Source organism: Alphaproteobacteria bacterium (assembly GCA_033762625.1).
GTDB lineage: Bacteria > Pseudomonadota > Alphaproteobacteria > UBA9219 > RGZA01 > RGZA01.
On sequence record JANRLI010000019.1, the window covers coordinates 21,913 to 47,657 of the forward strand.

The window sequence follows — 25,745 nt, forward strand, 5'->3', positions numbered from 1 at the left end:
CCATTTATTTAATTGGCAAGGCGGCGGCTTATGCCGCCGAACCAATCCTAAAGAGGCGGCAGTTTGGCTTTTTTCTGCTGCCCTTGCAAGGGATGCCGGAAATCCCTAAATAAGTACGAATTAGCACGTAAAACCTTGTAATCAATGTTAAAAGCTTAACATGAGTGTTATCTCGAAAATGAACGAACGCAGCCGCGAAATTCTGCGGCAAATCGTGGATAGCTTCCTCGAAACGGGGGAGCCGATTGGCTCGCGTACACTATCGCGCCGCCTTGCACATTCCCCGGTGGGTAATTTATCACCCGCCAGCATCCGAAATGTCATGGCGGACTTGGAAGATCTAGGATTATTGGAAGCGCGTCATACCTCAGCGGGCCGTCTGCCCAGCGAAGCGGGCATGCGGCTATTCGTAGATGGCATTCTGGAAGTTGGTGCAATCAGCGATGATGAACGCCGCGAACTGGAAAGCCTGACCGCCCCAAAGGGAAAGAATCTCAATCAGGCGCTGGATGAAATGACGCGCACATTGTCGGGCTTATCATCCTGCGCGGGCATGGTGGTTGTGCCAAAGGCAGAAGAACGCCCGCTTAAACAAATCGAATTTGTCAGCCTTGCACCTGACCGCGTGCTGGTCGTTCTGGTCAGTGAAGGCGGGCTGGTTGAAAACCGTGTGATTGATTTGCCTTATACTTTACCCGCGCACTCACTCACCCTTGCCGCAAATTTCATCAACGCGCATCTGTCGGGGCGCGGGTTAAGCGAAGCGCGCAAAATCATCAGTGAAGAAATGGCAAAACAACGCAACGAGCTGGATAGCTTGACTGCAAAAGTTGTCGAAGCAGGACTTGCCATATGGTCCGGCGAAGTGGGCGGCGGGCATCTGATTGTACGCGGTCAGTCCAAACTGCTTGAGGATGTAAATGCGGTGGAGGATCTGGAGCGCATCAGGGGCTTGTTCGAGGTATTGGAGACCCGCGAAACGATGCTGAAACTGCTGGATGCAACGCAAGTCGCGGAAGGCGTGCAGATTTATATCGGTGCAGAAAATCGCTTGTTTAAGGGTAGCGGTTGCAGCATGATTGTCTCGCCCTATATGAACAGCAAAGAAAAAATTATCGGTGCAATCGGTGTCATTGGCCCGATGCGTATGAATTATGCGCGAATTATTCCAATGGTGGATTATACCGCAAAACTAATTGGTAAAATGGTAGGTTAAGTTAAAAGGTGAGTCATGAGTGATAGCAACGCAGCAGAAAATCTTCCCGAAGACGGCACACCGGAAGTGCAGCCAGCTGAAACCAAGCAGGATGCAAAAGCATCGGCTGATCCAAAAGCGCGAATTGCCGAATTGGAAAAGCAATTGGCCGATATGAAAAATGAAGCCTTGCGTTATCTGGCGGATGCTGAAAACACCCGCCGCCGCGCCGCCAAGGAAAAAGAAGATACCGCGAAATATGCTGTCTCCAAATTCTCCCGTGATTTATTGGATGTTGCTGACAACATGCAGCGCGCGCTGCAATCGGTAACACCGGATATGCAAAACAATGCCAGCGTGAAGAATTTGTGTGTGGGCATCGAAGCAACCGCGCAGCAGCTTTCATCGGTATTTGAACGCTACGGCATTCAAAAGAACGACCCCATGGGCCAGATGTTTGACCCCAATCTGCATCAGGTGGTCAGCGAAGTGGATGCGCCAGATAAAGTTCCTGGTACCGTCGTGCAGGTTCTGCAAACCGGTTATATGATTCAAGGCCGCCTGCTGCGCGAAGCAATGGTTGCCGTTGCCAAGGGCGGTCAGGCCGCGCCGCCCCAACATGTCGATCAAAAAGTCTAAACTATAATCCTTATGCAATATCGTCCGCTTGGAACATCGGGTCTGCAAGTCAGCGCTATCTGTCTGGGTACCATGACATGGGGCGAACAAAATTCCGAACGCGACGCCCACGAACAGATGGATATGGCTGTGGCGGCAGGTATTAATTTTTTCGATGCCGCCGAAATGTATCCCGTGCCCCCCAAACCGGAAACCTATGGCCGCACCGAAGAATATATTGGCACATGGTTTGCGGCGCGTAAAAATCGCGACAAGGTTATTTTGGCTACAAAGGTGTTTGGTCGTTCCGAAGCATATAATTATGCGCGTGGCGGCAAACCCACCATGCTTGACCACAAGAACATCACGGCGGCGCTGGAAGCAAGCCTAAAGCGTCTGCAAACGGATTATGTGGATTTATATCAGCTGCACTGGCCTGACCGGAATATTAATGCCTTTGGCCAGCTGGGCTATACGCATATCGAAAACGAAGCATCTATTCCTTTGGAAGAAACCCTGGGCGTTCTTCAAGATTTGGTGGAAGCAGGAAAAATCCGTCATGTCGCGCTTTCCAATGAAACGCCCTATGGGGTTGCGGCTTATCTGCACCTTGCCCAGACCAAAAAATTTCCGCGCATGCAATCGGTTCAAAACCCTTACAGTCTTTTGAACCGCACATACGAAATCGGCCTTGCCGAAATTTCCATTCGTCAACAATGCGGGCTTCTTGCCTATTCACCATTGGCAATGGGTGTCTTGTCTGGAAAATATCTTGGCGGACAAAAACCGGCGGGTTCGCGCATGGCCCTGTTCACGCGGTTTCAGCGTTATAATAATCCGCGTGCCGAAGCGGCAACCCAGCGTTATGTGAATATCGCAAAAGAAGCAGGGCTTTCCCCTGCACAAATGGCATTGGCATTTGTGAACCAGCAACGGTTTGTGACCAGCAACATCATCGGCGCCACGACGCTGGAGCAGTTAAAAAGCAACATCGAAAGCATTCATGTTAAACTGGGCGCGGAAGTGCTAAATGCCATCGATATTGTCCACCGCGACATACCCAATCCGTGCCCTTAACGGTCTAGCAAAAAACCTTTATTTCCAAGCAAATAGACCCGTTGCGGCGCGGTGTCACATGTCCTATATATACGGGCATGGAGGACTGGCAAAAACATCCGGTCCGCTCTAAATTATTCAATGAAAAGAAGTCCATCGGGGTGCTGCGATTGCGGGCCTTGATAATCACTTGCTTAACAACAGGAGAAAAAATATGGGTAAAGTTATTGGTATCGATCTTGGAACCACCAATTCATGCGTCGCAGTCATGGAAGGCAGCAGCGCAAAGGTAATCGAAAATTCCGAAGGCGCGCGCACAACGCCGTCCATTGTGGCATTTTCGTCTGCCAATGAACGTCTGGTCGGTCAGCCTGCAAAACGCCAAGCCGTGACCAACCCCGAAAACACATTCTATGCCATCAAGCGCCTGATTGGCCGCAACTTCGATGATCCGATGGTCAAGAAGGATATCGGTCTTGTTCCTTACAAGATCATCAAGAATGACAATGGCGATGCTTGGGTTGAATCGAACGGCAAGAAATACAGCCCGTCGGAAATCTCGGCATTCATTCTGACCAAAATGAAGGAAACGGCTGAAAACTATCTTGGCGAAAAAGTTTCACAGGCGGTTATCACCGTTCCTGCCTATTTTAACGACGCGCAGCGTCAGGCAACCAAAGACGCTGGCCGCGTTGCAGGCCTTGAAGTTTTACGTATCATTAACGAACCAACTGCAGCCGCATTGGCATACGGTATGGAAAAGAAGGGCAGCGGCATTGTGGCCGTGTATGACCTTGGCGGTGGTACGTTCGACGTTTCCATTCTCGAAATCGGCGATGGCGTGTTCGAAGTAAAATCCACCAACGGCGATACATTCCTTGGCGGCGAAGATTTCGACAGCCGCATCATCGATTTCTTGGCTGATGAATTCAAACGCGAACAGGGTATTGATTTGCGTAAAGACAAACTCGCGCTGCAACGTCTGAAGGAAGCAGCCGAAAAAGCAAAAATTGAATTGTCGTCCACCATGCAAACCGATGTGAACTTGCCGTTCATCACCGCAGACGCATCGGGTCCAAAACACTTAAATGTGAAGTTGACCCGTGCGAAGCTTGAAGCGCTGGTTGATGACCTCATCAAGAAAACCGTGGAACCATGCAAAGCTGCACTGAAAGACGCAGGCATCAAGCCTTCCGATGTTCAGGAAGTGATCTTGGTTGGCGGTATGACCCGCATGCCAAAGATTATGGAAACAGTGAAGGAATTCTTTGGCCGTGATCCACACCGCGGCGTAAACCCTGATGAAGTTGTTGCAATTGGTGCTGCTATTCAGGCCGGTGTACTTAAGGGCGAAGTGAAGGATGTGTTGCTGCTCGACGTAACGCCATTGTCCTTAGGCATTGAAACCTTGGGCGGTGTGTTCACGCGTCTCATTGACCGCAACACCACCATCCCGACGCGCAAGTCTCAGGTGTTCTCAACTGCCGAAGACAATCAGAACGCAGTGACCATTCGCGTATCCCAAGGTGAGCGCGAAATGGCCGCCGATAACAAATTGCTCGGCCAGTTCGATTTAGTGGGTATCGCGCCCGCACCGCGCGGTATGCCGCAAATCGAAGTGACCTTCGATATCGACGCAAACGGTATCGTGAGCGTGACCGCCAAAGACAAGGCGACAAACAAGGAACATCAAATCCGCATTCAGGCATCGGGTGGTCTTTCCGAAGCCGATATCCAGCGCATGGTGAAAGAAGCCGAAGCGCATGCGGGTGATGACAAGAAACGCCGCGAATTGGTGGATGCACGCAATCAGGCTGATTTGCTTGCGCATTCAACGGAAAAGACGCTGAAGGAAAACGAAGGCAAAATCCCAGCTGCTGATAAGGAAGCGATTTTGGCAGCCGTTGCCGAACTTCGCACAGCGACAGGTGCTGATGATGCAGCAGCAATCAAATCGAAGATTGATGCATTGAACCAAGTTGCCATGAAGATGGGCGAAGCCTTGTATAGCCAGCAGCAAGCAGGCGGCCCAGCACCCGGCGCAACCGAACAGCCAGCTGATCCTGGCGTGGTGGATGCCGAATTCACGGAAGTGAAAGACAAAGACGGTAAGAAGTCTGCGTAATGCAACATGAGGCGAGGCTAAATCCCTCGCCTCATTTTTCAATTCCTACCTGTTCTTTAAAACATGGCGACGAAAACCGATTATTATGAATTGCTTTCTGTGTCCCGTGATGCCAGCGGCGACGAGGTGAAACGCGCGTATCGTAAACTGGCTATGCAATATCATCCGGATAAAAATCCGGGCGATAAAACAGCCGAAGTTAAATTCCGTGAAATTACCGAAGCCTATCAGATTTTATCCGACGACCAGAAACGCGCGGCCTATGACCGCTATGGTCATGCCGCCTTTGAACAAGGCAGCCCGTTTGGCGGGGGCGGTATGGGTGGTTTTGATTTCAACGGCTTTCCCGGCGGGCTATCCGACATTTTAAACGAAGTGTTCGGCGAAATGATGGGTGGCGGCCAAGGGCGTTCGCCTACCGGCGCGCAGCGCGGCAATGATGTGCGCTATGATTTAGAAATCACGCTCGAAGAAGCGTTTAAGGGCATTGAAAAAAATATCAAGGTTGCAACACCGCTGACCTGCGAAACCTGCAAGGGTAATGGCGCGAAACCTGGCACAACGCCATCCACCTGCAAACAATGCGGCGGCGCTGGCAAGGTACGAATCCAGCAGGGATTCTTTTTGATGGAACGCACCTGTCCGGTTTGCTCGGGCGCTGGCCGCGTCATTGAAGATGCATGCAAGGATTGTCGTGGCCAAGGCCGCGTGCGCAAGGAACGCACATTAAAAATTTCAGTTCCTGCTGGCGTCGATACCGGCACGCGTATCCGTATTGCAGGTGAGGGGGAGGCAGGATTGCGCGGAGGCGCAATGGGTGACCTCTATGTGTTCATCACCGTAAAGCCGCACGCATTTTTACATCGCGAAGGCGCAAACCTGCTCGCTCGCATGCCGGTCAGTTTTGTCCTCGCATCCCTTGGTGGCACGCTGGAAGTCCCGACCCTGGATGGCAGGCCAGCGAATCTCACCCTTCCCGAAGGGGCGCAAAATGGCCAGCAATTCCGCCTAAAAGGGCAGGGAATGACCACCTTGCAGCAAGCCCGTACGCGCGGCGAGGTGACACGCGGCGATTTATTTGTTGAGATAAGTATCGAAACGCCCGTTAATTTAACCGCAAAGCAAAAACAGCTTCTTGAAGAATTCGATACCTTATCTGAAGCCAAGAAAAACAACCCGGTCACACACGGGTTTTTGGAAAAGGTAAAAACATTCTTTGCCAAGCAAAAAGAAACTGCCGAGCAAGAGCATAGAACTGGCGAACAACGACAGGGCGCCCAAAAGTAGGGTAAAGCCCAAAAACAGGATAAGGATATGACGATCAAGATCGGTATTTTTGGGGCAACAGGCCGTATGGGTAAAATGCTTGCCCGCGAAATCCTTGATGACCCACAATGCACCTTTGTGGGCGGCACGGTTCGTGAAGGCAGTCCGTTTATGGACAAATCATTGAACGATGTTCTGGGGCTGCCTGCCAGCGTGGTGTTACCAAAACATGCCATCAACACCATCTCGCCGGAAAAGTTATTGGCGACATGCGATGTGGCGATTGATTTTACGCGCGCTGAAGTTTCCGTGCATCATGCTTATGTTGCCGCTGCAATGGGTAAGCCGATTGTCATTGGCACAACCGGCTTCAATCAGGAACAGGTCCAAATGCTGGCTGATGCCGCTAACCACATTCCCATCGTGCTGGCCCCGAATATGAGCGTAGGCGTTACATTGCTAACCGCAATTACTGAAATTGTCGCGCAAACGCTTGATGCTAAATATGATATTGAAATCGTTGAAATGCATCATCGTCACAAGATCGATGCGCCATCTGGCACCGCGCTATTGCTTGGTGAAGCAGCCGCGCAAGGCCGCAGCATCAATCTGAAGAACCGCGCGGTCTATGACCGCAAGGGAAATTCCGGGCCTAGAAAACGTGGTGATATCGGTTTTGCCACGCTGCGTGGCGGCGATGTGGTCGGCGAACACACCGTTATTTTTGCTAATGATGGTGAACGCGTGGAACTGACGCATAAAGCATCCGACCGCCGCATTTTTGCACAAGGCGCTGTCGTTGCCGCAAAATGGGTTGTGGCCCATCCGGCGGGCCGTTATTCGATGAAAGATGTATTGGGCATTTAGGCCGCGTTTGGCCGCTTAACCAGCCTTGTTACTTCCGCATAGCTCATGGCTTGCCCTTGCGGCATTTTCAGCATCGCTTTCAACACATTCAACTGGAACGATGCGCCATATAACGCAAAGGTGGCGGGGCTTATATTCTGCGGGTTCATCTGGCTGATGCGGCACGCATAGGGTGCAGTGCGCGCTGAATCGGGAACAAATTCCGTATCCGGCCATTCATCCTTCCAGGCTGAAAGGTCGTAAAGTGTGCCATAACCGGATGAGAACCCGATTTTGCATAACCCTTCATCTTCACTTATCCCCAACATTATGGGGCCCATTGGGCTATCATGGCAGCCCCAAAATACGCGTGTGGGAATGGATTCCAAAGCATCTTGGCTGGTAAGGCACTCAACTTGTTTGGCAATTGCCATCATCCGCGTTAAAACCTGAATTCCTTAATAAACGGCTCAAACCGATTCGCTGGGCCGCATGTGTATCAATGAATCAGAAGTTAAAAACTTGTCAATGAACAAAGAATCCGCGCTGCGCTTTTTCACCGCTCTTGCGGCACAGATGCCGCAACCCAAGACCGAATTGCACTATTTGAATCCCTATACCCTCTTGGTGGCTGTGTCTTTGTCAGCACAGGCGACCGATGTAAGCGTGAACAAGGCAACCGCGCCGCTCTTTAAAAAAGTCAAAACACCGCAAGCGATGCTTGCATATGGTTTGGACAATCTGCGCGAGCAAATCAAACGTATTGGTCTTTTCAATACCAAAGCCAAAAACATTATTGAAATGTCAAAAATACTGATTGATGAATTCGGCGGGGAAGTGCCGCGTGATTTGAATGCGCTTCAAACGCTGCCGGGCGTTGGTCGTAAAACCGCGAATGTTGTGATGAACGAAGCGTTCGGGGTTCCGACCATCGCGGTAGATACGCATGTATTCCGGGTAGCCAACCGCACGGGCCTTGCGCCCGGAAAAACGCCGCGTGAGGTCGAAGAAAAATTGATGAAGGTCGTGCCGAAAAAATTTTTAAGCGGCGCGCATCACTGGCTCATTCTGCATGGGCGCTATGTCTGCAAAGCGCGCAAGCCCGATTGCCCCAATTGCGTGGTACGAAAAGACTGTAAATATAAGGATAAAACGGTGATTTAGTTATTCACCGGCTAAGCGGTCATTCGTCGTGTCTTCATCATCTTGTGAAGAAGAATTATACGATGATGTTACGTTCGGGCGAACACTTGGCTGCATGCCTTGCAACTCACCATTCACTTGTCCACCTGCATTGATTTCAATTTCGCCGTAGCGCACCGTGCCGGTAATGCGGCCGGTCGGGCGAATGGTCAAACGACCACGCACAACAACAACGCCTTCAAAGTTACCGGCGATTTCTGCGGTATCTACTTCAATCGAACCGTTGAATGAACCGCCTTCAGTAACTTCCAAGGCTTGGCCATCATAACGCATGCCCTCAACGCCGCCTTCAACCACAAGGTAGTCGCATTTTGAAATCTGCCCGGCAAGGGTAATGTCCTTGGCAACGACCATGCGGCGGCCTTCACCACCACTGGTTCCAAAGCGAGGGCCATCGGCTGGTGGGCGGCGCATGCTTGGGCCTGATGGCATATCCACGACGCGGCGAACAGATGTTGGCGGGGTTGCGCGTAATCCTTGGCGCGGCGCTTCGCCGCTGCCGTTACGTAGCGCTGGTCCGGCGCTGCCCACATTCGGATTGCTTGATGCGTTGTTATTATTCGGATTGGTCGGTGAAGTTTCGGAGCGCGGATCGAGTGGGCGATTCATGGCGTTTTTCCTATAAATACAACTATAAAAATCGGTGCATGCGTGAGGCTTGTAACATCATCACAAGCAAGGTTAACTTAGCACGTTTTCCGAAACGGATTCAACAACAGACCACAACTGATTTGTGCCCTAATTTAAGCCCACCAGAAGGATATAGAATGCCTGAATTGAAATATGATGTCGTTGGCATCGGTAATGCGATTGTCGATATTCTGGCGCAAGCGGAGGATGACTTCCTGCGCCGCGAAGATATCCATAAGGGTTCCATGACGTTGATTCATGCTGCAAGGGCCGCTGATTTATTTGATAAAATAGGGCCGACGACTACTGTTTCCGGTGGCTCTGCCGCCAATACGGTGGCGGGTATTGCGGGGCTTGGTGGCAACGCCGCCTATATTGGCCGTGTGCATGATGACCAGCTGGGCAAAGGCTTTGCGCATGATATGAAGGCACTAAAGATACACTACCCCACAAAAGCAGCAACAACAGGCGCCCCAACCGCTTGCTGTATCATTATGGTAACGCCCGATGGCCAGCGCAGTATGAATACCTTTTTAGGCGCCAGCACTGATTTCAGTGCCAGCGATGTCGATGAAGATACCATAGCAGCATCACAGGTTACGTATCTTGAAGGATACCTTTTTGATAAGCCGCCGGCGATGGAAGCATTTTATCTAGCAGTGAAACTTGCGCACAAACATGGCCGCAAAGTTGCGTTGACGTTGTCAGATGGATTTTGTGTGGACCGGCACCGCGCCGAATTTCAAGCCCTGCTTAAACAGGGCGTTGATATTTTATTTGCCAATGAAGTCGAAGCGATGGCGCTCTATGAAAAAAACAACCTTGAAGAAGCATTACCGCTGATTGCCGATGCTTGCCCGCTCACCATCATCACGCGCTCTGAAAAAGGCGCATATATTCTAAGTGGCGGGCGAACCATCACGGTTCATGCTGAACCGGTTGCCAAGGTTGTCGATACCACAGGCGCGGGAGATAGTTTTGCCGCAGGGTTCCTTTATGGCCTGACCCATGGACACGCCTTACCGGATTGCGGACGTATCGCATCCATTTGCGCTGCCGAAGTGATTAGTCATCTCGGCCCGCGCCCGCAGACAAATCTGCAAAAACTGGTGGAAAGCAAAATGGGCGTCGCGTTTAGTAAAGCGTCTTGAATAAGCGCGCTAAATCAATGCACTCGCAATAATACCGGATTCATGGCCGAGTGACTCGCGCACATCATCCATATCCAGCTCGGTTTTGCCCGCCATAACGGAACGTGCGCAAGCTTGGTCTAACATCAAAATCGCCTTATCAGGGTGGTTTCTGCGGCGCAGGTATTTCGATGTTAAATACACAATCTGGTCGCACACTTCATCCGACACATTCAAATCATAATGCGTTGCAAAGCGTTGCTTCAATCCACGCAGAATGACTTTGCATTCTTCTTCCGATGGCGGGTCCATGTAAATTTTCTGGAAGCGGCGGTCAAGCGCAGGGTCAGCCTTCACATAATCATCATATTCATCGCGCGTCGTCGCGCCAATCATCAGCAAATCGCCGGTGGTCAAATACGGTTTCATCAAGTCGGCAACACCCGCCGCGCCTGATGCGATACAGGTTGGCATAATCATGTGAATTTCGTCGATGCAAAGGATAATTGGCGGGAACATCTTTGATGCGTTGCGTTCGGCAACGCCCTTAATCATCGGAACAAAACGGCCTTCGAAATCGGAACGTGAACCGGCGCCAGCAGAAAGCGAAGACATTTCAAGTTCCAGAATGCGCGCACCCGCCAGTTTTTTTGGCACTTCGTTTTTAAAAATCTTTTGTGCAAGGCCAACGAACAATGCGGTCTTACCCACACCAGCACCCGCGAGCAACAACACGTTCTTGCGTTCACGTTGCAGCAAAATCATCACAAGGTCATACAGTTCCTTGTCACGGCCAATGATGGGGTCAAAACGGTCACGCGCAACCTGCGCGGAAATATCGCGGGAGAATTTGAAAACCAGATCTTCCAACTGCGCATCGCTTACCTTGAATTTGGGCGCGCCTTTGGCATCTTTGGTGGGGGCTAAATCGGAAATATCCATGGTCTTTTTCTACCGCAAAATTGTGTAGAAAAGATTGAGTTAATCGCTTGTTAAGTCCTTAAGGCGAAGCGGCCCACCAACTTTCAACGACAGGGCCGTAAAGCGGGGTTTGTTGCGGCGTCATAACATTTTGCCAAATCGCGAATAAATCTGTTCCACGATAGAAAAGCGGCACCACGTAATACCCTGATAACAAGACGCGGTCGAGTGCATGCAGCGCTGCCCGCAGCTCATCGCGGGTATGTGCGGCCGTAATCTTGCGCGTCATATCATCCACGACCGCACTTTTAATGCCTGCGTAATTGCGACTGCCTTTTATGTCGGCCGCGGTGCTGCCCCAATACTGCGCCTGTTCATTTCCGGGCGAAAGGCTGTTGACCCATTTGAACAACACCATGTCGTAATCGAAATCGGAAAGCCGTGCTTGAAATTGTGATGCATCTACCGTACGCACCCGCGCAGTAATCCCGATACGTTGCAAAGTACGCGCATATTCCAGCGCGATTTTTTCTTCCTGCGGATCGGATAATAAAATTTCAAAAACAAACGGTTCGCCTTTTGCATTTTTTAATATGCCATTCTGGATTTTATATCCGGCTTCGTCGAGTAATCCGCTGGCAGCGCGTAAATTATCGCGCAGCGGGTGTGTATCATCCGTGCGCGGCAGCGCGAATGGTTTGGTAAACAATTCTACGGGCAAATTGTTTTTCCATGGAGCAAGCAGTTTTAATTCCGCGTCACTTGGAAGCCCGCTGCTCGCCAAATCCGAATTGGCAAAATAGCTATCCAGCCATTTATATGCGCCGTGGAATAGCGTGCGGTTGATCCATTCAAAATCGAACGCGTAGGAAAGCGCCTTGCGTACGCGCACATCGCTAAAGTTGGTTCTGCGCGTGTTAAAAATGAACCCACGAATGGGTTCGGGGCGGTGATGCGTAAAGGCCGTGGTGCGAAACGCATTTTTCTTTTCGGATGATATGCGCTGTAATTCGGCCCAGCGTTTGGGGTCGGTTTCCCTGCGGGCATCCAAGGCATGCGCGGTGAATGCTTCCTGCGCTACATTTTCATCGCGGTAATAATCATACCGGATCGTATCAAAATTACATGTGCCGCGCCGCGCTGGTAAATCCTTGCCCCAGTAATTCGTATCGCGTTCAAATACCATGCTGCGTCCCGGCTGCACATCTTTTACGCGGTATGGTCCGCTAGCAATCGGCGGAACCAAGGTGGTTTCATCAAACGGTTTATTCTGGAACATATGCTTGGGAAGAATTGGCATCAGCCCGAGGATAAGCGGCATTTCACGGTCAATGCTGCCGTCATCATTTTTCTTGAACAAAAACGTGATGGTGTGGGTATCATTCACCGTTGCGCTCAAAACTTTCTTGTAATAGCTGCGGTGGGTGGGTTTGCCCTTATCGCGTAAACTTTGCCACGAAAAATAAACATCATCCGCCGTTACGTCTTTGCCATCTTGCCATTTGGCTTTGGGGTTGATGTGAAAGCGAATACCGGAACGGTCGGATTTCACATCAATTTTCTCAGCCAGCAGCGGGTAGAGTGTAAACGGTTCATCCTGCGTTCGTGCCAGCAACGTCTCATATACATAAGTGAGGCCTTCTGCCGGACGCCCTTTGACAATGTATGGATGCAAACTGTCAAACGTACCAACGATATTGAGGCGCAATGTGCCACCTTTGGGCGCATCGGGATTTACATAATTGAAATGCGTGAAGCCTTCACTTTCCTTGGGTGTGCCATGCATGGAAATCGCAGTCGCACTTATCCATTCCTGTGCAAAAAGCAGGGTCGGCGCTGCAAGCAACAGCATAAAAACAATCGCGGATAAAACCCTAGCTATCATATTGAAGAAGGCTCATTTGCGGTACGTGCAGCTTCTTTGAACCATTTAAAAATGTCAGTTCGATGATGAAGGCTGCCAGCTTTACATCGCCGCCAAGCTTTTTAATCAGCGTGATGGCTGCTTCCATCGTGCCGCCCGTCGCCAGCAAATCATCAACCAGCACAATCTTTTGTCCCTTCAATACCGCATCAGCCTGTACTTCGATGATGTCTTGACCATATTCCAGCGCATAGGCATGCGAAATAACCGGACCTGGCAATTTGTTTTTTTTTCGGATCATTGCAAATCCACATCCCAGTTTGTAGGCAACGGCAGCGGCCACCATCAGCCCGCGGGATTCAATTCCCAGAATGCGGTCGGGTTTTTCTTTTGCAATACCTTCCGCCAGCGCATTGACCGCGTGTTCCCACGCCTTGCCATTCATCAAAAGCGTCGAAATGTCATAAAACAGGATACCTGGCTTTGGAAAATCAGGAATGGAACGGATATGTTCTTTTAGGTTCATGGAATACCTGCATATAGGGTGGAGGCCGTATCTTATCGGAGAGTATGCGAATCTTCGATATTGAAAAATTAACGAAACTGGTGGCAAACTATCCATATGGAACTTACAAAAGAAGACGTTACCCGCCTGATGACCCAGCCATCTGCCGAAGCACGGGCTGAAGTGGCATCCAAAATCGGCCGCACACTTGATGATGCGGGGTTGTCGGAAACCGAACTGAAATTAGCGCAGGATATTATCCGCCACATGGCTGCGGATATTGCGGTGCAGGTTCGCGCAACTTTGGCGAGCAGCGTCAAGAATGCCAAAAAACTTCCCCATGATGTGGCGATGAAACTCGCGAAGGATGTTGAGGAAGTATCATTGCCGGTGCTTGAATACTCATCCTTATTCAGCGATGAAGATTTGATTTCCATCGTCAAAAGCCAATCGCCTGCAAAGCAGGAAGCGATTGCGCGCCGTGAAACGATTTCGGAAAAAGTCGCACACGTCATCGTGGAAGAGGGCGGGGAAAAAGCCGTCACCACACTGGTCGGTAACAAGAATGCGCAGATCAATGAACGATCATTGGAGCGCGTGACCGAACGCTTTGCCGATAACCAGAATATCAATAATACAATGGCAAAGCGTGATCATCTGCCGCTGGCTGTTGCTGAACGCTTGGTGGGTAAAGTGTCGGATGCGCTAAAAGAATATATCGTCTCGCGCCATGCTTTACCGGATGCGATTGTCAGCCAGGTTATTTCGCAAAGCCGTGAACAATCAACGGCCAGCTTGCTCGGCGCAAGCAAGAATGAAGAAGAATTGGAAAAGCTGGTGCATCAATTGCAAAGCAGCGCGCGGCTGACGCCAAGTCTCATCGTGCGTGCCCTGTGCGTGGGCGATGTTCCGTTCTTTGAAATGTGCATGTCGGTATTGGGCGGGGTGCCGCTGCACAATGCGCGGGTGCTGTTGCATGATGCGGGCAAGCTGGGGCTTAAATCCATTTATGATAAAACGAATTTGCCGCAGGGCATGTTCCCGATAATCCGCGTGGCACTGGAAGTTGTTAAAGAAATCCAGCTGGATGGCGCAGATCATGATCAGGTACGTTACCGCGCAAAAGTGATTGAACGCATCTTGACCCAGTATCAGGATTTTAATGCGGATGATTTGAATTATCTGCTTGATAAGCTCAGCGATTTGGTTGAAGTAGCTGCATAAGCTTCAGCTATAGTTGAGTCGTATATCATGGAATTTTCCCTTTACGTAAAAGCCATTCTCATGGGCCTTGTCGAAGGCCTGACTGAATTCCTGCCTGTATCATCCACGGGGCATCTCATTTTATTTGGCGATGCCATCAAGTTCAATACCGCCAGTGCATCGGTGTTCGATGTAGTTATTCAAATGGGCGCGATTGCTGCTGTCCTCATCGCCTATTTCAAACGCTTTTCACATGTTGCGGTTTCGTTTTTTACTGAAAAGAAGTCGCAACATTTCATGGTGCTGCTCTTGCTTGCGTTTCTTCCGGCCGCTGTGTTTGGTGCCTTGCTCCATTCCGCAATAAAAGAACATTTATTCAATCCGGCTGTGGTTGCCTACAGCTTGATTGTTGGCGGTGTTATCATGCTGGCCATCGACCGCTTGCCGCTTAACATCAAGGTGAATGATGTAGACAGCATGACCCTCTGGGATGCTATCAAAATTGGTTTCTATCAATGCCTTGCTATGATTCCAGGGGTGTCACGTTCCGGAGCCACAATCATTGGCGGCATGTTATCTGGTCTTGATAAAAAGACTGCCGCTGAATTTTCCTTCTTTCTTGCGGTTCCAACCCTTTCAGCTGCCGCGCTATATGACCTTTATAAAAGCTGGTCGTCATTGACCATGGATGATTTAGGTTTGATGGCCACCGGGTTTGTTTCATCATTCGTATTTGCGATGCTTGTCATAACTTTTTTTATCAAGCTCATCGTTCGTTTCGGGTTCACGCCTTTCGCGCTCTACCGTATTGTTTTGGGGGCGGTTATTTTGTGGTTGATTCCGGCTTAAAAACAGCTTGCTGGGCGGGGTGGTTGCCATGACCCCGCCATAATTTTTTTGATGATTTATTAGCTATATTATTGGTGTTTTTGGCGGTTTTTGTGCAAAAAAATACTTCGGTTTTCAAAGCAAATTAACTGCAATTAGATTGCAATTTAACAAAGTTAAACCACTTCTTAAAGCTTTCCGCCGAACATGGTCGATATTGCGGATGTGTTCTCCGCTAAAACCATGTGCGCATTGATGGAAACTGTGTTGAGAAATCAACCGAATAAACAATCCGGCTTTATGCTGGCACCTTTGCTTTATATGTTGGCATTGGGCGGTATTGGCGCGGCCGTGATGTTCTCCGGATATTCCCAAGTCTTGCGCAGTAATGCGGAAATGACTGCCGTTAATACGGTTCGCCAACAACTCAACTCCGCAGGACAAACCTTATCTGCTTCCGCTGCGTTAGATAGTGCGACCAGCACTATCGTACAACCACCCAACGTACAATTATTCAGCGCTGTCACCGATACAAGCCGTCTTCCTGGAAACTATGCCGCCGTAAACGCGACAGGTACCCCGCATGATTACGGTGTGATTGATGTGAGCAGTGGTGTGCGCCAACTTGACCCGTGGGGTAAATATTATGTGTATTGCCGCTGGGAAAATCCTGTTTCAAATGCTTCCGCACCATCCATCATGGTCATCTCCGGTGGTCCTGACGGATTGCTTGGAACAAAATGCGGCGATACAGTTGCGCAAGGCGATGACCGTATCAATAAGTTAACCGTCGCCGAAGCCATCAACCGCGCCAATGTGTGGCAAGTCAACAGCTCCAGTCAGGTGAAATTCGGTATTCAGGCCGATGCCGTAAAGGTCAATGATGACGGTTCAATGCAGGCAAAAAGCCTTACGCTTTCAACACCGCTTGCGATCACTTCGGGCGGTACGGGTGCAGCCGATGCAGCAACCGCACGCACCAATTTAAGCGTGCCAAGCAATACCGGTAGCGGCGCAAGCGGTACATGGAACATCGACATATCGGGCAATGCGGCAACCGCAACAGTACTTCAAACCGCGCGTAATTTCTCAATCGCGGGTTCAACGGGTTTAACTGCGCCAACCGTTTCGTTTGACGGTTCGGGCAACGTCGCGCTTGCACTTACCGGAACACTTGCACTGGCAAATGGTGGTACAGGTGCAACCACAGCGCCGGGTGCGCGTACTAATTTAGGTTCAACGGCAGTGGGTGATGCACTGTTCACTGCCGCATCGGCATCAGCAGGTCGCGGAACCTTGGGCGCAACAGCAATCGGTGATGCGTTATTCACTGCGGCTACGGCTGCTGCCGCACGCTCCACCCTTGGGCTTGGTACCATGGCCGTTCAGGATGCAAGCAATGTTGCAATTACGGGCGGTACGATTACCGGTGTAACCATCAGCGGTTCAACCATCAATGGTAACGTAAATGGTAATGCAACCTCCGCCAGCTCTGTTCCAGCATCGGGTATCACCGGTGTTGTTTCGATTGCCCAAGGTGGTACAGGCCAGACGACAGCTGGCGCAGCGCTTATTGCACTTGGCGGTAATAATGCATCAAACCTTACAACGGGTACTTTAAACCCTGCGTTGTTACCGGTTATCAGCCCGACATCAGCTGGCATGTATAACTGGGGTACGGTTGATATTTATGGCCGCGTGACTGCTGCAAATAATCTTTCGACCAATTCTATTTCCCAAGGCAATTCCGGCGTGTCCGTTTCCGATACGGGAACTGATGGCACCGTGACCATTTCAACCGAAGGGTTAGCACGCCTCACCATCGATCAAAACGGCAATGTGGGTATCGGTACGATAACGCCAGCTGATAAACTTGATGTAAATGGTAATATTCGTGTGCGCGGCGCAGCGGGTACTGACCGCTCATTATTCTTCTCGACACTAAGTAACAAACGCTGGGCGCTTTCCGAAAACAATGTGGCGGAAAGCGGCAGCAATCTGGGTTCAAACTTTGTTATCACCCGTTATGATGATGCGGGCACATCACTTGGTAACGCACTTGCGATTGCACGTAACACCGGCGCAATTTCAACATCAGGCGATTTAACCATTGGCGGCGCCGCCACGGCAACAGGCGGTTTCTTTGGTAGCTTCAGCGGTACATTCAACGGCACCTTCACAGGAACGGTTGCAGCAGCGGGTTCCGATAAACAGGTGCAGTTCAACAGCGGCGGTAACCTTGGCGCCGACAGCAATTTCAACTGGGATAATACCAATAAGCGTTTGGGGCTTGGTACGGCGACAGTAACAACACCGCTTGACGTAAAAGTTGATGGTGCTGGTAGCGGTATAAAAGTAGTGGGAACAAACGGAAATCTATTAGTACAAGCTGGCGGTGTAAATGGTGCTGGATTAATTTCCCAATCAAATACATCTACTAACGGCTTTGTAATTGGGACTGATTCAGGCTCGAATGCTGCTGGCTCTGTGCTACGTTTTCAAACTGCTGGTAATAATGTAGCGATAATTGATAACGCTGGAAAATTCGGAATTGGCACAACAGCACCAAATAGCTTGCTGCAGGTAAATCAAAGCGCGCCGATAACCAGTACATATTTCCTTGGTTCAAATTATGGCTGGACTACATCCGGCGGTGCTGCCTCGGTGGTCACGTATCGTAGTGCAGGTACGCAAACAGGTCTAACATCTGCCTTCGCAGCACAAAATCTTGCATATCCAACTGGCGCGGGTATGACATTCGCATCCGGTATACTTGGTGAGCTTGCGCATGGTTCAGGCACAACCGATTTCCAAAACGGCTATGGTGTATATGGTAATTGGTCGGGTGGTAGCCAAACTAATACATTCACAAATGTAGCGGCGCTGGGTGCTGGCTTCCGCGTTGGCGGCGGCACAGTGACCAATGCTTATGGCTTGCGCATCACCGACTTTGCAAATGCGAATAACGGTACCTTAACAAATACCTACGGTGTATATGTCGGCGATATAACGCCAGCCAGTGTTACACAAACGAATACACCATTTTCATTTTATGCATCCGACGCAAATGCCTATAACTATTTTGCGGGTAATGTAGGTATCGGCACAAGCGCGCCTGTTGGTAAGCTAGACATCAGTGGCCGTGAACAACATTTTGACACCAGCTTCAGCGTGTCGTCTGCGCAAGGTAGCTACACCGAATTCTTTGACGTTGCAAGCAGCAATAACAATGGTGCAATCAATCTAAGCGTTCGTTTAATCGGTGGAGGGTATGCTCATTACAGTGAATTCTATCATATCTCCATGAACTATGACGATATGGGTGCCGCAGTAGGCACTGTGTATCGCTTATTGCCCGTAAACTCTACGGGTAGACGTACTTCAGCAACTTCGGGTTGGGGTAGCGGTGATTTTGCATTAGAAATGGTAAAAGCAAACATATCGACATGGACGTTCCGTGTTCGTCAGGTCGGTGCTACTGACCAAGCAAGCGGTATGGGTTATGACGCAATTATCATTGGTGATAAAACTGCAATCACCACTAAAAGTGTTACAGGCAGTGATACAAGCAATTATGCATATAATATTTTCCGTGGCACACAGCTGACAGCAACTAATAGTGGTGTAGGTATCGGCACTGCAAACCCCGCAGCGAATTTAGATATCGGTGCACCTGGCGCAAGCCCAAGCCTGCGTCTAACGGGTACAGGCAGCATGGAATTCTACCGCCCCGCGCAAAGCCATTGGAAATTCCAGCATATGAATAATGGCTTTACATTGCAGAACAGCTGGACGGGTGCTGGCTATAATAGTGTGATTTCATTGGATGACGGATTGGGCATCGCAACAACGCCTACGTTGCGTATGGCATATGATGCGCTTGGTAACCGTGTGGGTATCAATACCGCCACGCCAGCCGCCAGCGCGGTGATGGATCTGACATCCACCACCAAAGGCTTCTTGATGCCGCGCGTGACGACTGTTCAGCGCGATGCCATCGCATCCCCCGCAACCGGTTTGATGGTGTATAACACCACCACCAACCTTGTGAACATTTATAACGGTTCGGCGTGGAGTGTGGCTGGCAATGATGGCACCACTGCATTCAGCTTCCCGCAGGGAACCGTTACCGCGCCCGGCTTATATGTGACCGGTGACAGCGATACGGGCTTCTATCAATCCTCTGCGAATAAACTTTCAGTGACTGCCGGCGGCACAGAAGTCATGCGTTGGAACACGCTGGCATCTGCCGTGAATTATTTCAGTGCAACACCCGCAATCACGGGCGGTGGCCCAACCTTGGCCGTTGATGGCAGTGATACGAATATCAATATGAATATCTCGCCCAAAGGCACCGGATCAGTAATTGTAAATCCGCAGGCTGCCGGCGCAGTTGGATTAACGGTTAAAGCAACCGCATCACAAACCGCAGATTTGTTGCAAATTCAAAATTCATCCAGCGTTGCATTAGCTGAATTCAATTCATCAGGTTATCTGGGCATCGGTACCACCACGGTCGCTTCTACCGCGATGCTAGATTTGGTTTCAACCACCAAAGGTATGCTTATTCCGCGCATGACTACGGTGCAACGCAACGCCATTGCAACCCCTGCAACCGGTTTAATGGTGTATAACACCACCACCAATACCAGTGATTATTATAATGGTACGTCATGGGTATCATCGCTTGCCAACGCAAGTGGCGGTGAACTTGATCCCAAAGTGGGTGCGCTCACTTCCAACAATTTCTGCACGGCCAATGCCGGCGCAACCGCCATCGTGTGCAGCACCAGCGTGATTCCGGTTGCCAATCTGGGTACGGGCACGCCATCTGCTGCAACCTATCTTCGCGGCGATGGCACATGGGTAAATACGTCCACCATTCAAAGCTTGCCTGCGGGTTCAACCGGCCAAGTGCAATTCAATAACGCCAACGCCTTCGCAGCCGATGCAGCATTCAATTGGGATAACACCAATAAACGTCTGGGCATTGGCACGGCAACGCCAGCATCAGCATTGCACGTTCAAGGTGCTTCACCTCGACTAACAATTCGTAATACTACGGCTAATGATGCTTCCATCGTTCTACAAAACAACACGCCAACGGATATCTTTAGTATCGTGACAGATACAGGCGCAACGACTGCATTAACATCATATGGCTATATGACACTTAATGCTTCGGGCGCTTCAAGTATGATGATGTTTAAGACAGGTGGTGGCACTGAACGTATGCGTATTACAGATACTGGCAGTGTCGGTATCGGTTCAACTACACCTGCTGCATCATCGCTTCTTGATATGGCTTCCACCTCCAAAGGCTTCCTGCCACCACGCATGACCACCGCGCAGCGCGATGCGATCGCATCGCCCGCAACCGGTTTGCAGATTTATAACAGCACCACCGGAGCGATCAATGTTTACAACGGAACCGCATGGACCGAATTAGGCGCTAGTGGTGGCACGCTTGTTACAAATGTTAGCGCATGGACAACCGCAACCTGCCCTGCAGGTTATCAGGTTTTAACATGTAACAGCTCTGCATATAATTCGGGCGGTAATGCGGTGTGCGGCGCATCGATTTCCGGTAATACATGTACTTCGGGTTGCGGTGGTGGGCCATATATGGTTACGGCAACCTGTTATCAAAACATGTCACCCATCGGCGGGCAATGGGGCACAGCAACTAACGACCTTTATTATACTACCGGATCTGTGGGCATCGGAACCAACGCTCCATCAGCTAAAGCGGTGCTTGATTTGACCAGCACCACCAAAGGTTTCTTGCCACCGCGCATGACCACCGCACAACGCGATGCGATTGCATCGCCCGCAACGGGTTTGAATATATTCAATACAACCACCAATCAAATGAACGTATATGACGGGTCGGCATGGGCTGCTGTTGGTGCGGGTGCGAGTGGTGGAGCAAGCATCGCATGGTCGGTCGTAAATGTAACGGGTTCCAGCCAGTCGTGTAACACGATGTGTGCAAGCTCCGGAAAATTATGCGCCGCATCCTTCTATCAGGATGAAAGCTATACAGGTAATGGTACTGAAGTAACGCGTTACCCAGTTGCATGTTCAGGCACAATGCCAGCAGTTGGAGCGGGTGCGCATGGTTCGTGTCTTTGCTATACTGGCGGCACGGGTGCAGGTCCAGGTGGAGGCACGGGGCTTGTACAATACAATAATGGTGGCACTTTTACAGGGGCAGCTACACTTATATGGGATAGTATAAACAGTGCGCTCGGCATCGGCACGGCAACACCATCGACCAAAGCGGTGCTTGATTTAACCAGCACCACCAAAGGCTTCCTGCCGCCCCGTATGACCACCGCGCAGCGCGATGCAATCGCTTCACCAGCCGCTGGTTTGCAGATCTATAACACCACCACCAACGCATTGAACCTTTACAATGGTACATCATGGGGCGGTGTAGGCGGCGGAACCTTGGCATCGTTAACTGATGCAACCATCACATCGCCAGCCAACAGCGATATTCTGCAATATAACAGTGGCACATCTAAATGGGTGAATACGCCACTTGTATCAGCGGTCGCTGGCGCGGCAGGGCCAAGCTTCTCAGCATATATAGCTAGCGATCAGACTATTTCTGCTTCGACGTGGACAAAAGTTACGCTCGGCACAGAAGAATTTGATACCAATAACAATTTTGCGACTGGCCGATTTACACCTACGGTTGCAGGAAAATATCAACTGTCTGGAACATGTAATATCAATACACTAAATTCAGGCAACACGGTTTACTGCGCTATCTATAAAAATGGCAGCCTTGCAAAACGCTCTGTTAACTTACAAGGATCTAGCAACTCAGAGTTAAGCGCATCGGTAACGGCTATTGTTGATGCCAACGGAACAACAGATTATTTTGAATTGTATGTCTGGTCGCAAAACACCAATCTTTATGGTGGCAGCAATGTTACCTATTTCACCGGTGGTATGCTTGCTCCACTTGCATCTGGTACTGTGGCCGGTACTGGTTCAGCAGGGTATGTTCCTGTGTGGACATCGGGCAACGCCATTACCTATGACAGCACGGCGGGCGGTCAATTCGCATGGGATTTAACAAATCACAGCCTTGGCATCGGCACGGCAACACCATCGACCAAAGCGGTGCTTGATTTAACCAGCACCACCAAAGGCTTCCTGCCGCCCCGTATGACGACGGTTCAACGCGATGCGATTGCATCGCCAGTTGCAGGGTTGCAGATCTATAACACCACCACAAACGCCGTGAACGTCTATAATGGCACCGCATGGGGCGCTGTTGGCGGCGGCGGGGGTTCGATTGCAACCGATACCGACGTAGCACTGACCAGTGTCGCCAATAACGACATTCTGCGTTATGACAGCGGGACATCGAAATGGAAGAACGTGAACATCGGCACCGCGATGAGCACCACGACGATGGTGGCGAACTGGCCGGATGCAATTTACTGCCTTGACGGTGCAAGCGAAAATGTAGTCGCGATTGCCACAACTATTCCAGACTCCAATGGTCAATACCGTTATGATCTTGCAAAAGGTCCTGGCAATTACATGCTATTTAATGCCGATGGCACCTTCAACACTCAGGTCAGTCATAACTTTGGCAGCTGTAATGGTCAATCCATCACACAGTTATATGCAGCCGGAAAAGCATTCAACTTCATCGGCTCATCGCTTGCGTCGGCTGCTGCGCCTGCGGGCGGGTTGCAATTCAACAATGGTTCTGGCGTACTTGCAGGTGACTCTGCGATTATCTGGGATAACTCTAATAAAGCTCTTGGTATCGGCACGGCAACGCCATCCACCAAAGCAGTGCTTGATTTAACCAGCACGACCAAAGGCTTCTTGCCACCACGCATGACCACCGCGCAGCGCGATGCAATTGCATCGCCAGTGGCAGGTTTGCAGGTTTATAACACAACAACAAACGCATTAAACCTTTACAATGGTACGTCGTGGGGCGGTGTTGGCGGCGGAACCTTGGCGTCACTGACTGATGCAACCATCACAACGCCTGCGAATAATGACATTCTGCAATATAACAGCGGTACTTCCAAATGGGTGAATACGCCTTTGACTGCCGCTGTTGCTGGTGCATCCGGGCCCAGTTTCTTGGTCAACAGAAACGGGGTGAACCAAACCGTATCAACCGGTGGATGGACTAAGATCCAATTCACCAATGAAGTATTCGATACGAATAATAACTTCGATAATACAACTAATTATCGTTTTACGCCAACGGTAGCTGGCAAGTACATATTTGTGTTGAATGTAAGTTCACCCAGTGACTCGACTTTGGCTGCTGCAATATTCAAAAATGGCGTTGTTCAGTCCGTTCAATCCAGCACTTATTATCGCAATGCAGTATCCATCGTGTTGGATATGAATGGCACAACCGACTATGTCGAAGGTAACATATACAACTACGGTGGCTCAACATTGTATGGGTTATCTTCAGAAACAAATTTTTCGGGTTCGCTTTTAGTGCCATTGGCTTCGGGTACTGTTGCTGGTACGGGTAGCGCGGGCTATGTCCCTGTATGGACCAGTGGCAACGCCGTTACCTATGATAGCACAGCGGGCGGTCAATTCGCATGGGATCTAACCAACCATAGCCTTGGTATCGGTACCAATGCTCCATCGACCAAAGCCGTTTTGGATTTGACCAGCACCACCAAAGGTTTCTTGCCACCGCGCATGACCACCGCGCAGCGCGATGCGATCGCATCGCCAACAGCCGGGTTGCAGATCTATAACACCACCACAAACGCCGTGAACGTCTATAACGGCACCGCATGGGGCGCGGTTGGCGGCGGCGGTGGTTCGATTGCAACCGATACCGACGTAACGCTGACCAGCGTCGCCAATAACGACATCCTGCGTTACGACAGCGGGACATCGAAATGGAAGAACGTAAACATCGGCACCGCGATGAGCACGACGACGATGCAGTCAACATGGCCGGATGCCATTCAGTGTTATGGAACAACAGGATCATCAACTGCTTATTATAAATGGCGCAACACTTCAACAGGCCAAGTCAACTATAATATCGGGTATGGTGCCAGCGGCGCAGAACTGATAATTAGTTTCAACAGCAGCGGTACTGTGACTTCAGCTAACGATGTTTTAGGTTCGTCATGGAGCGGCTGGTATGAAACAAACTGCTCTGTTGGCGCAACAATCACAAATTTATATGCTACAGGCCGTGCCTTCAACTTCATCGGCTCCTCGCTGGCATCTGCCGCTGCGCCTTCGGGTGGTATCCAGTTTAACAACGGCTCTGGCGTATTGGCGGGTGATACTTCGTTCATTTGGGATAACACCAATAAGCGTTTGGGGATTGGTACGGCAACGCCAAGTCAATTGCTTGAAGTGCGTAAAGATCAAGCAGGCGCTGCAACAATTGCCAAAGTTATTAATGCAAATGCAACATCGGGTTCGCAAGCAAGATTTGATTTGGCCACAGTAACTGCAAACGCATACTCCATAATGAGTATGACAGAAAACGGTGGTGGTGTGGCTTCATTTGAAATATCAACGGGTGATGGTGTAACAAACGGAATGTACTTCACCGCCGGTTCAACGGTAACCAATCAACCCATAATATTCCGCCAAGCCACGAACGAGCGTATGAGGATTAATTCTTCAGGTGCAGTAGGCATCGGCACGAACGCCCCAGTTGCATCTGCATTGCTTGATATTACCAGCACCGCAAAAGGTTTCTTGCCGCCGCGCATGACCACCGCGCAACGTGATGCGATTGCTTCACCAGTGGCTGGTCTTGAAATCTATAATACCACCACCAACGCGCCGAACTATTACAACGGCACCGCATGGAGTGCGGTTGGCGGTGGTGGCTCCAGCCAGTGGACAACCGGTGCGGGCAACGTCATTTATTATAACACCGCCAATGTGGGTATCGGTACGGCAACACCGGCCGCCGCGCTGGATGTAGTGGGCGATATTCAATATACCGGCGTGATCACCGATATTTCCGATAAACGCCTGAAAACCAATATCAACCCGCTGGCCGATGGCTCGCTTGAAAAAATATTGAAGCTGCGTCCCGTTTCATTCAATATGAAGAGCGATTTAACCGCGCTTGAATTTGGTTTCATTGCCCAAGAAGTGGAAGACGTATTCCCCGATCTGGTCAAGACCGCCAAAGACAAGGATCAAACCAAATCTGTCAATTACATTGGGTTGATTGCACCATTGGTAAAATCGGTTCAGGAATTGAACGCCACCGTTCAGGATCTGAAGAGAGAAAACGAATTACTCAAGGCCCGTCTCAATTCGATTGAAACAAAGCAAATTGAAACAAAGCACTAGGAACTGCG

16 protein-coding genes are annotated in these 25,745 nt (G+C 50.3%); 11 read left to right on the top strand and 5 right to left on the bottom strand.

Features of this window, described 5'->3' with window-relative positions; all coding sequences use genetic code 11:
* Positions 1-160 precede the first annotated feature (160 nt).
* From hrcA to dapB, 6 genes are all read left to right on the top strand, one after another.
* Positions 161-1,216, top strand: coding sequence for a heat-inducible transcriptional repressor HrcA (gene hrcA, locus SFW65_08955; GenBank protein ID MDX1923242.1), 1,056 nt, complete (start codon positions 161-163; stop codon positions 1,214-1,216).
* A gap of 15 nt (positions 1,217-1,231) precedes the next feature.
* Entirely contained in the window at positions 1,232-1,834 is a 603-nt protein-coding gene (gene grpE, locus SFW65_08960) for a nucleotide exchange factor GrpE (GenBank protein MDX1923243.1), read from the top strand.
* A gap of 12 nt (positions 1,835-1,846) precedes the next feature.
* The gene (locus tag SFW65_08965; GenBank protein MDX1923244.1) at positions 1,847-2,890 is read left to right on the top strand and encodes an NADP(H)-dependent aldo-keto reductase; all 1,044 of its coding nucleotides are present in this window, start codon (positions 1,847-1,849) and stop codon (positions 2,888-2,890) included.
* Positions 2,891-3,083: 193 nt separating this feature from the next.
* Positions 3,084-4,994, top strand: coding sequence for a molecular chaperone DnaK (gene dnaK, locus SFW65_08970; GenBank protein MDX1923245.1), 1,911 nt, complete (start codon positions 3,084-3,086; stop codon positions 4,992-4,994).
* A 63-nt stretch (positions 4,995-5,057) separates the two neighbouring features.
* Positions 5,058-6,281 (top strand): molecular chaperone DnaJ, encoded by a 1,224-nt coding sequence (gene dnaJ, locus SFW65_08975; protein ID MDX1923246.1) that lies wholly within the window; start codon positions 5,058-5,060, stop codon positions 6,279-6,281.
* A 27-nt stretch (positions 6,282-6,308) separates the two neighbouring features.
* Positions 6,309-7,127: a 4-hydroxy-tetrahydrodipicolinate reductase gene (dapB, locus tag SFW65_08980; protein ID MDX1923247.1), complete on the top strand. Its 819-nt coding sequence runs from the start codon at positions 6,309-6,311 to the stop codon at positions 7,125-7,127.
* On the opposite strand, the gene SFW65_08985 is transcribed toward dapB, so the two are convergent.
* Positions 7,124-7,543 carry a hypothetical protein gene (locus SFW65_08985; protein MDX1923248.1) on the bottom strand — a complete coding sequence of 140 codons (420 nt, stop codon included), beginning with the start codon at positions 7,541-7,543 and terminating at the stop codon, positions 7,124-7,126. The genes dapB and SFW65_08985 overlap by 4 nt on opposite strands.
* A gap of 91 nt (positions 7,544-7,634) precedes the next feature.
* On the opposite strand from SFW65_08985, the gene nth reads away from it, so the two are divergent.
* The gene (nth, locus tag SFW65_08990) at positions 7,635-8,270 is read left to right on the top strand and encodes an endonuclease III (protein MDX1923249.1); all 636 of its coding nucleotides are present in this window, start codon (positions 7,635-7,637) and stop codon (positions 8,268-8,270) included.
* On the opposite strand, the gene SFW65_08995 is transcribed toward nth, so the two are convergent.
* A complete protein-coding gene (locus tag SFW65_08995) occupies positions 8,271-8,918 on the bottom strand; it encodes a polymer-forming cytoskeletal protein (protein ID MDX1923250.1) in 648 nt (215 codons plus the stop codon). It lies immediately after the preceding gene.
* Positions 8,919-9,076: 158 nt separating this feature from the next.
* Between SFW65_08995 and SFW65_09000 the strand changes: the two genes are divergently transcribed.
* Positions 9,077-10,090, top strand: coding sequence for an adenosine kinase (locus tag SFW65_09000; protein MDX1923251.1), 1,014 nt, complete (start codon positions 9,077-9,079; stop codon positions 10,088-10,090).
* Positions 10,091-10,099: 9 nt separating this feature from the next.
* Here the strand turns inward: SFW65_09000 and SFW65_09005 are convergent, their stop codons facing one another.
* The 3 genes from SFW65_09005 to SFW65_09015 are packed head-to-tail and all read right to left on the bottom strand — an operon-like array spanning position 10,100 to position 13,380.
* Positions 10,100-11,011 (bottom strand): AAA family ATPase, encoded by a 912-nt coding sequence (locus SFW65_09005; GenBank protein MDX1923252.1) that lies wholly within the window; start codon positions 11,009-11,011, stop codon positions 10,100-10,102.
* 58 nt (positions 11,012-11,069) lie between these two features.
* Positions 11,070-12,875 (bottom strand): extracellular solute-binding protein, encoded by a 1,806-nt coding sequence (locus tag SFW65_09010; protein MDX1923253.1) that lies wholly within the window; start codon positions 12,873-12,875, stop codon positions 11,070-11,072.
* The gene (locus SFW65_09015) at positions 12,865-13,380 is read right to left on the bottom strand and encodes an adenine phosphoribosyltransferase (GenBank protein MDX1923254.1); all 516 of its coding nucleotides are present in this window, start codon (positions 13,378-13,380) and stop codon (positions 12,865-12,867) included. Before SFW65_09015 ends, SFW65_09010 begins: the two co-directional genes overlap by 11 nt.
* 96 nt (positions 13,381-13,476) lie before the next feature.
* Between SFW65_09015 and SFW65_09020 the strand changes: the two genes are divergently transcribed.
* From SFW65_09020 to SFW65_09030, 3 genes are all read left to right on the top strand, one after another.
* Positions 13,477-14,583 (top strand): DUF2336 domain-containing protein, encoded by a 1,107-nt coding sequence (locus SFW65_09020; protein ID MDX1923255.1) that lies wholly within the window; start codon positions 13,477-13,479, stop codon positions 14,581-14,583.
* A gap of 27 nt (positions 14,584-14,610) precedes the next feature.
* Entirely contained in the window at positions 14,611-15,411 is an 801-nt protein-coding gene (locus tag SFW65_09025) for an undecaprenyl-diphosphate phosphatase (protein MDX1923256.1), read from the top strand.
* A gap of 186 nt (positions 15,412-15,597) precedes the next feature.
* Entirely contained in the window at positions 15,598-25,737 is a 10,140-nt protein-coding gene (locus SFW65_09030; protein ID MDX1923257.1) for a tail fiber domain-containing protein, read from the top strand.
* The last annotated feature ends 8 nt before the right edge of the window (positions 25,738-25,745 follow it).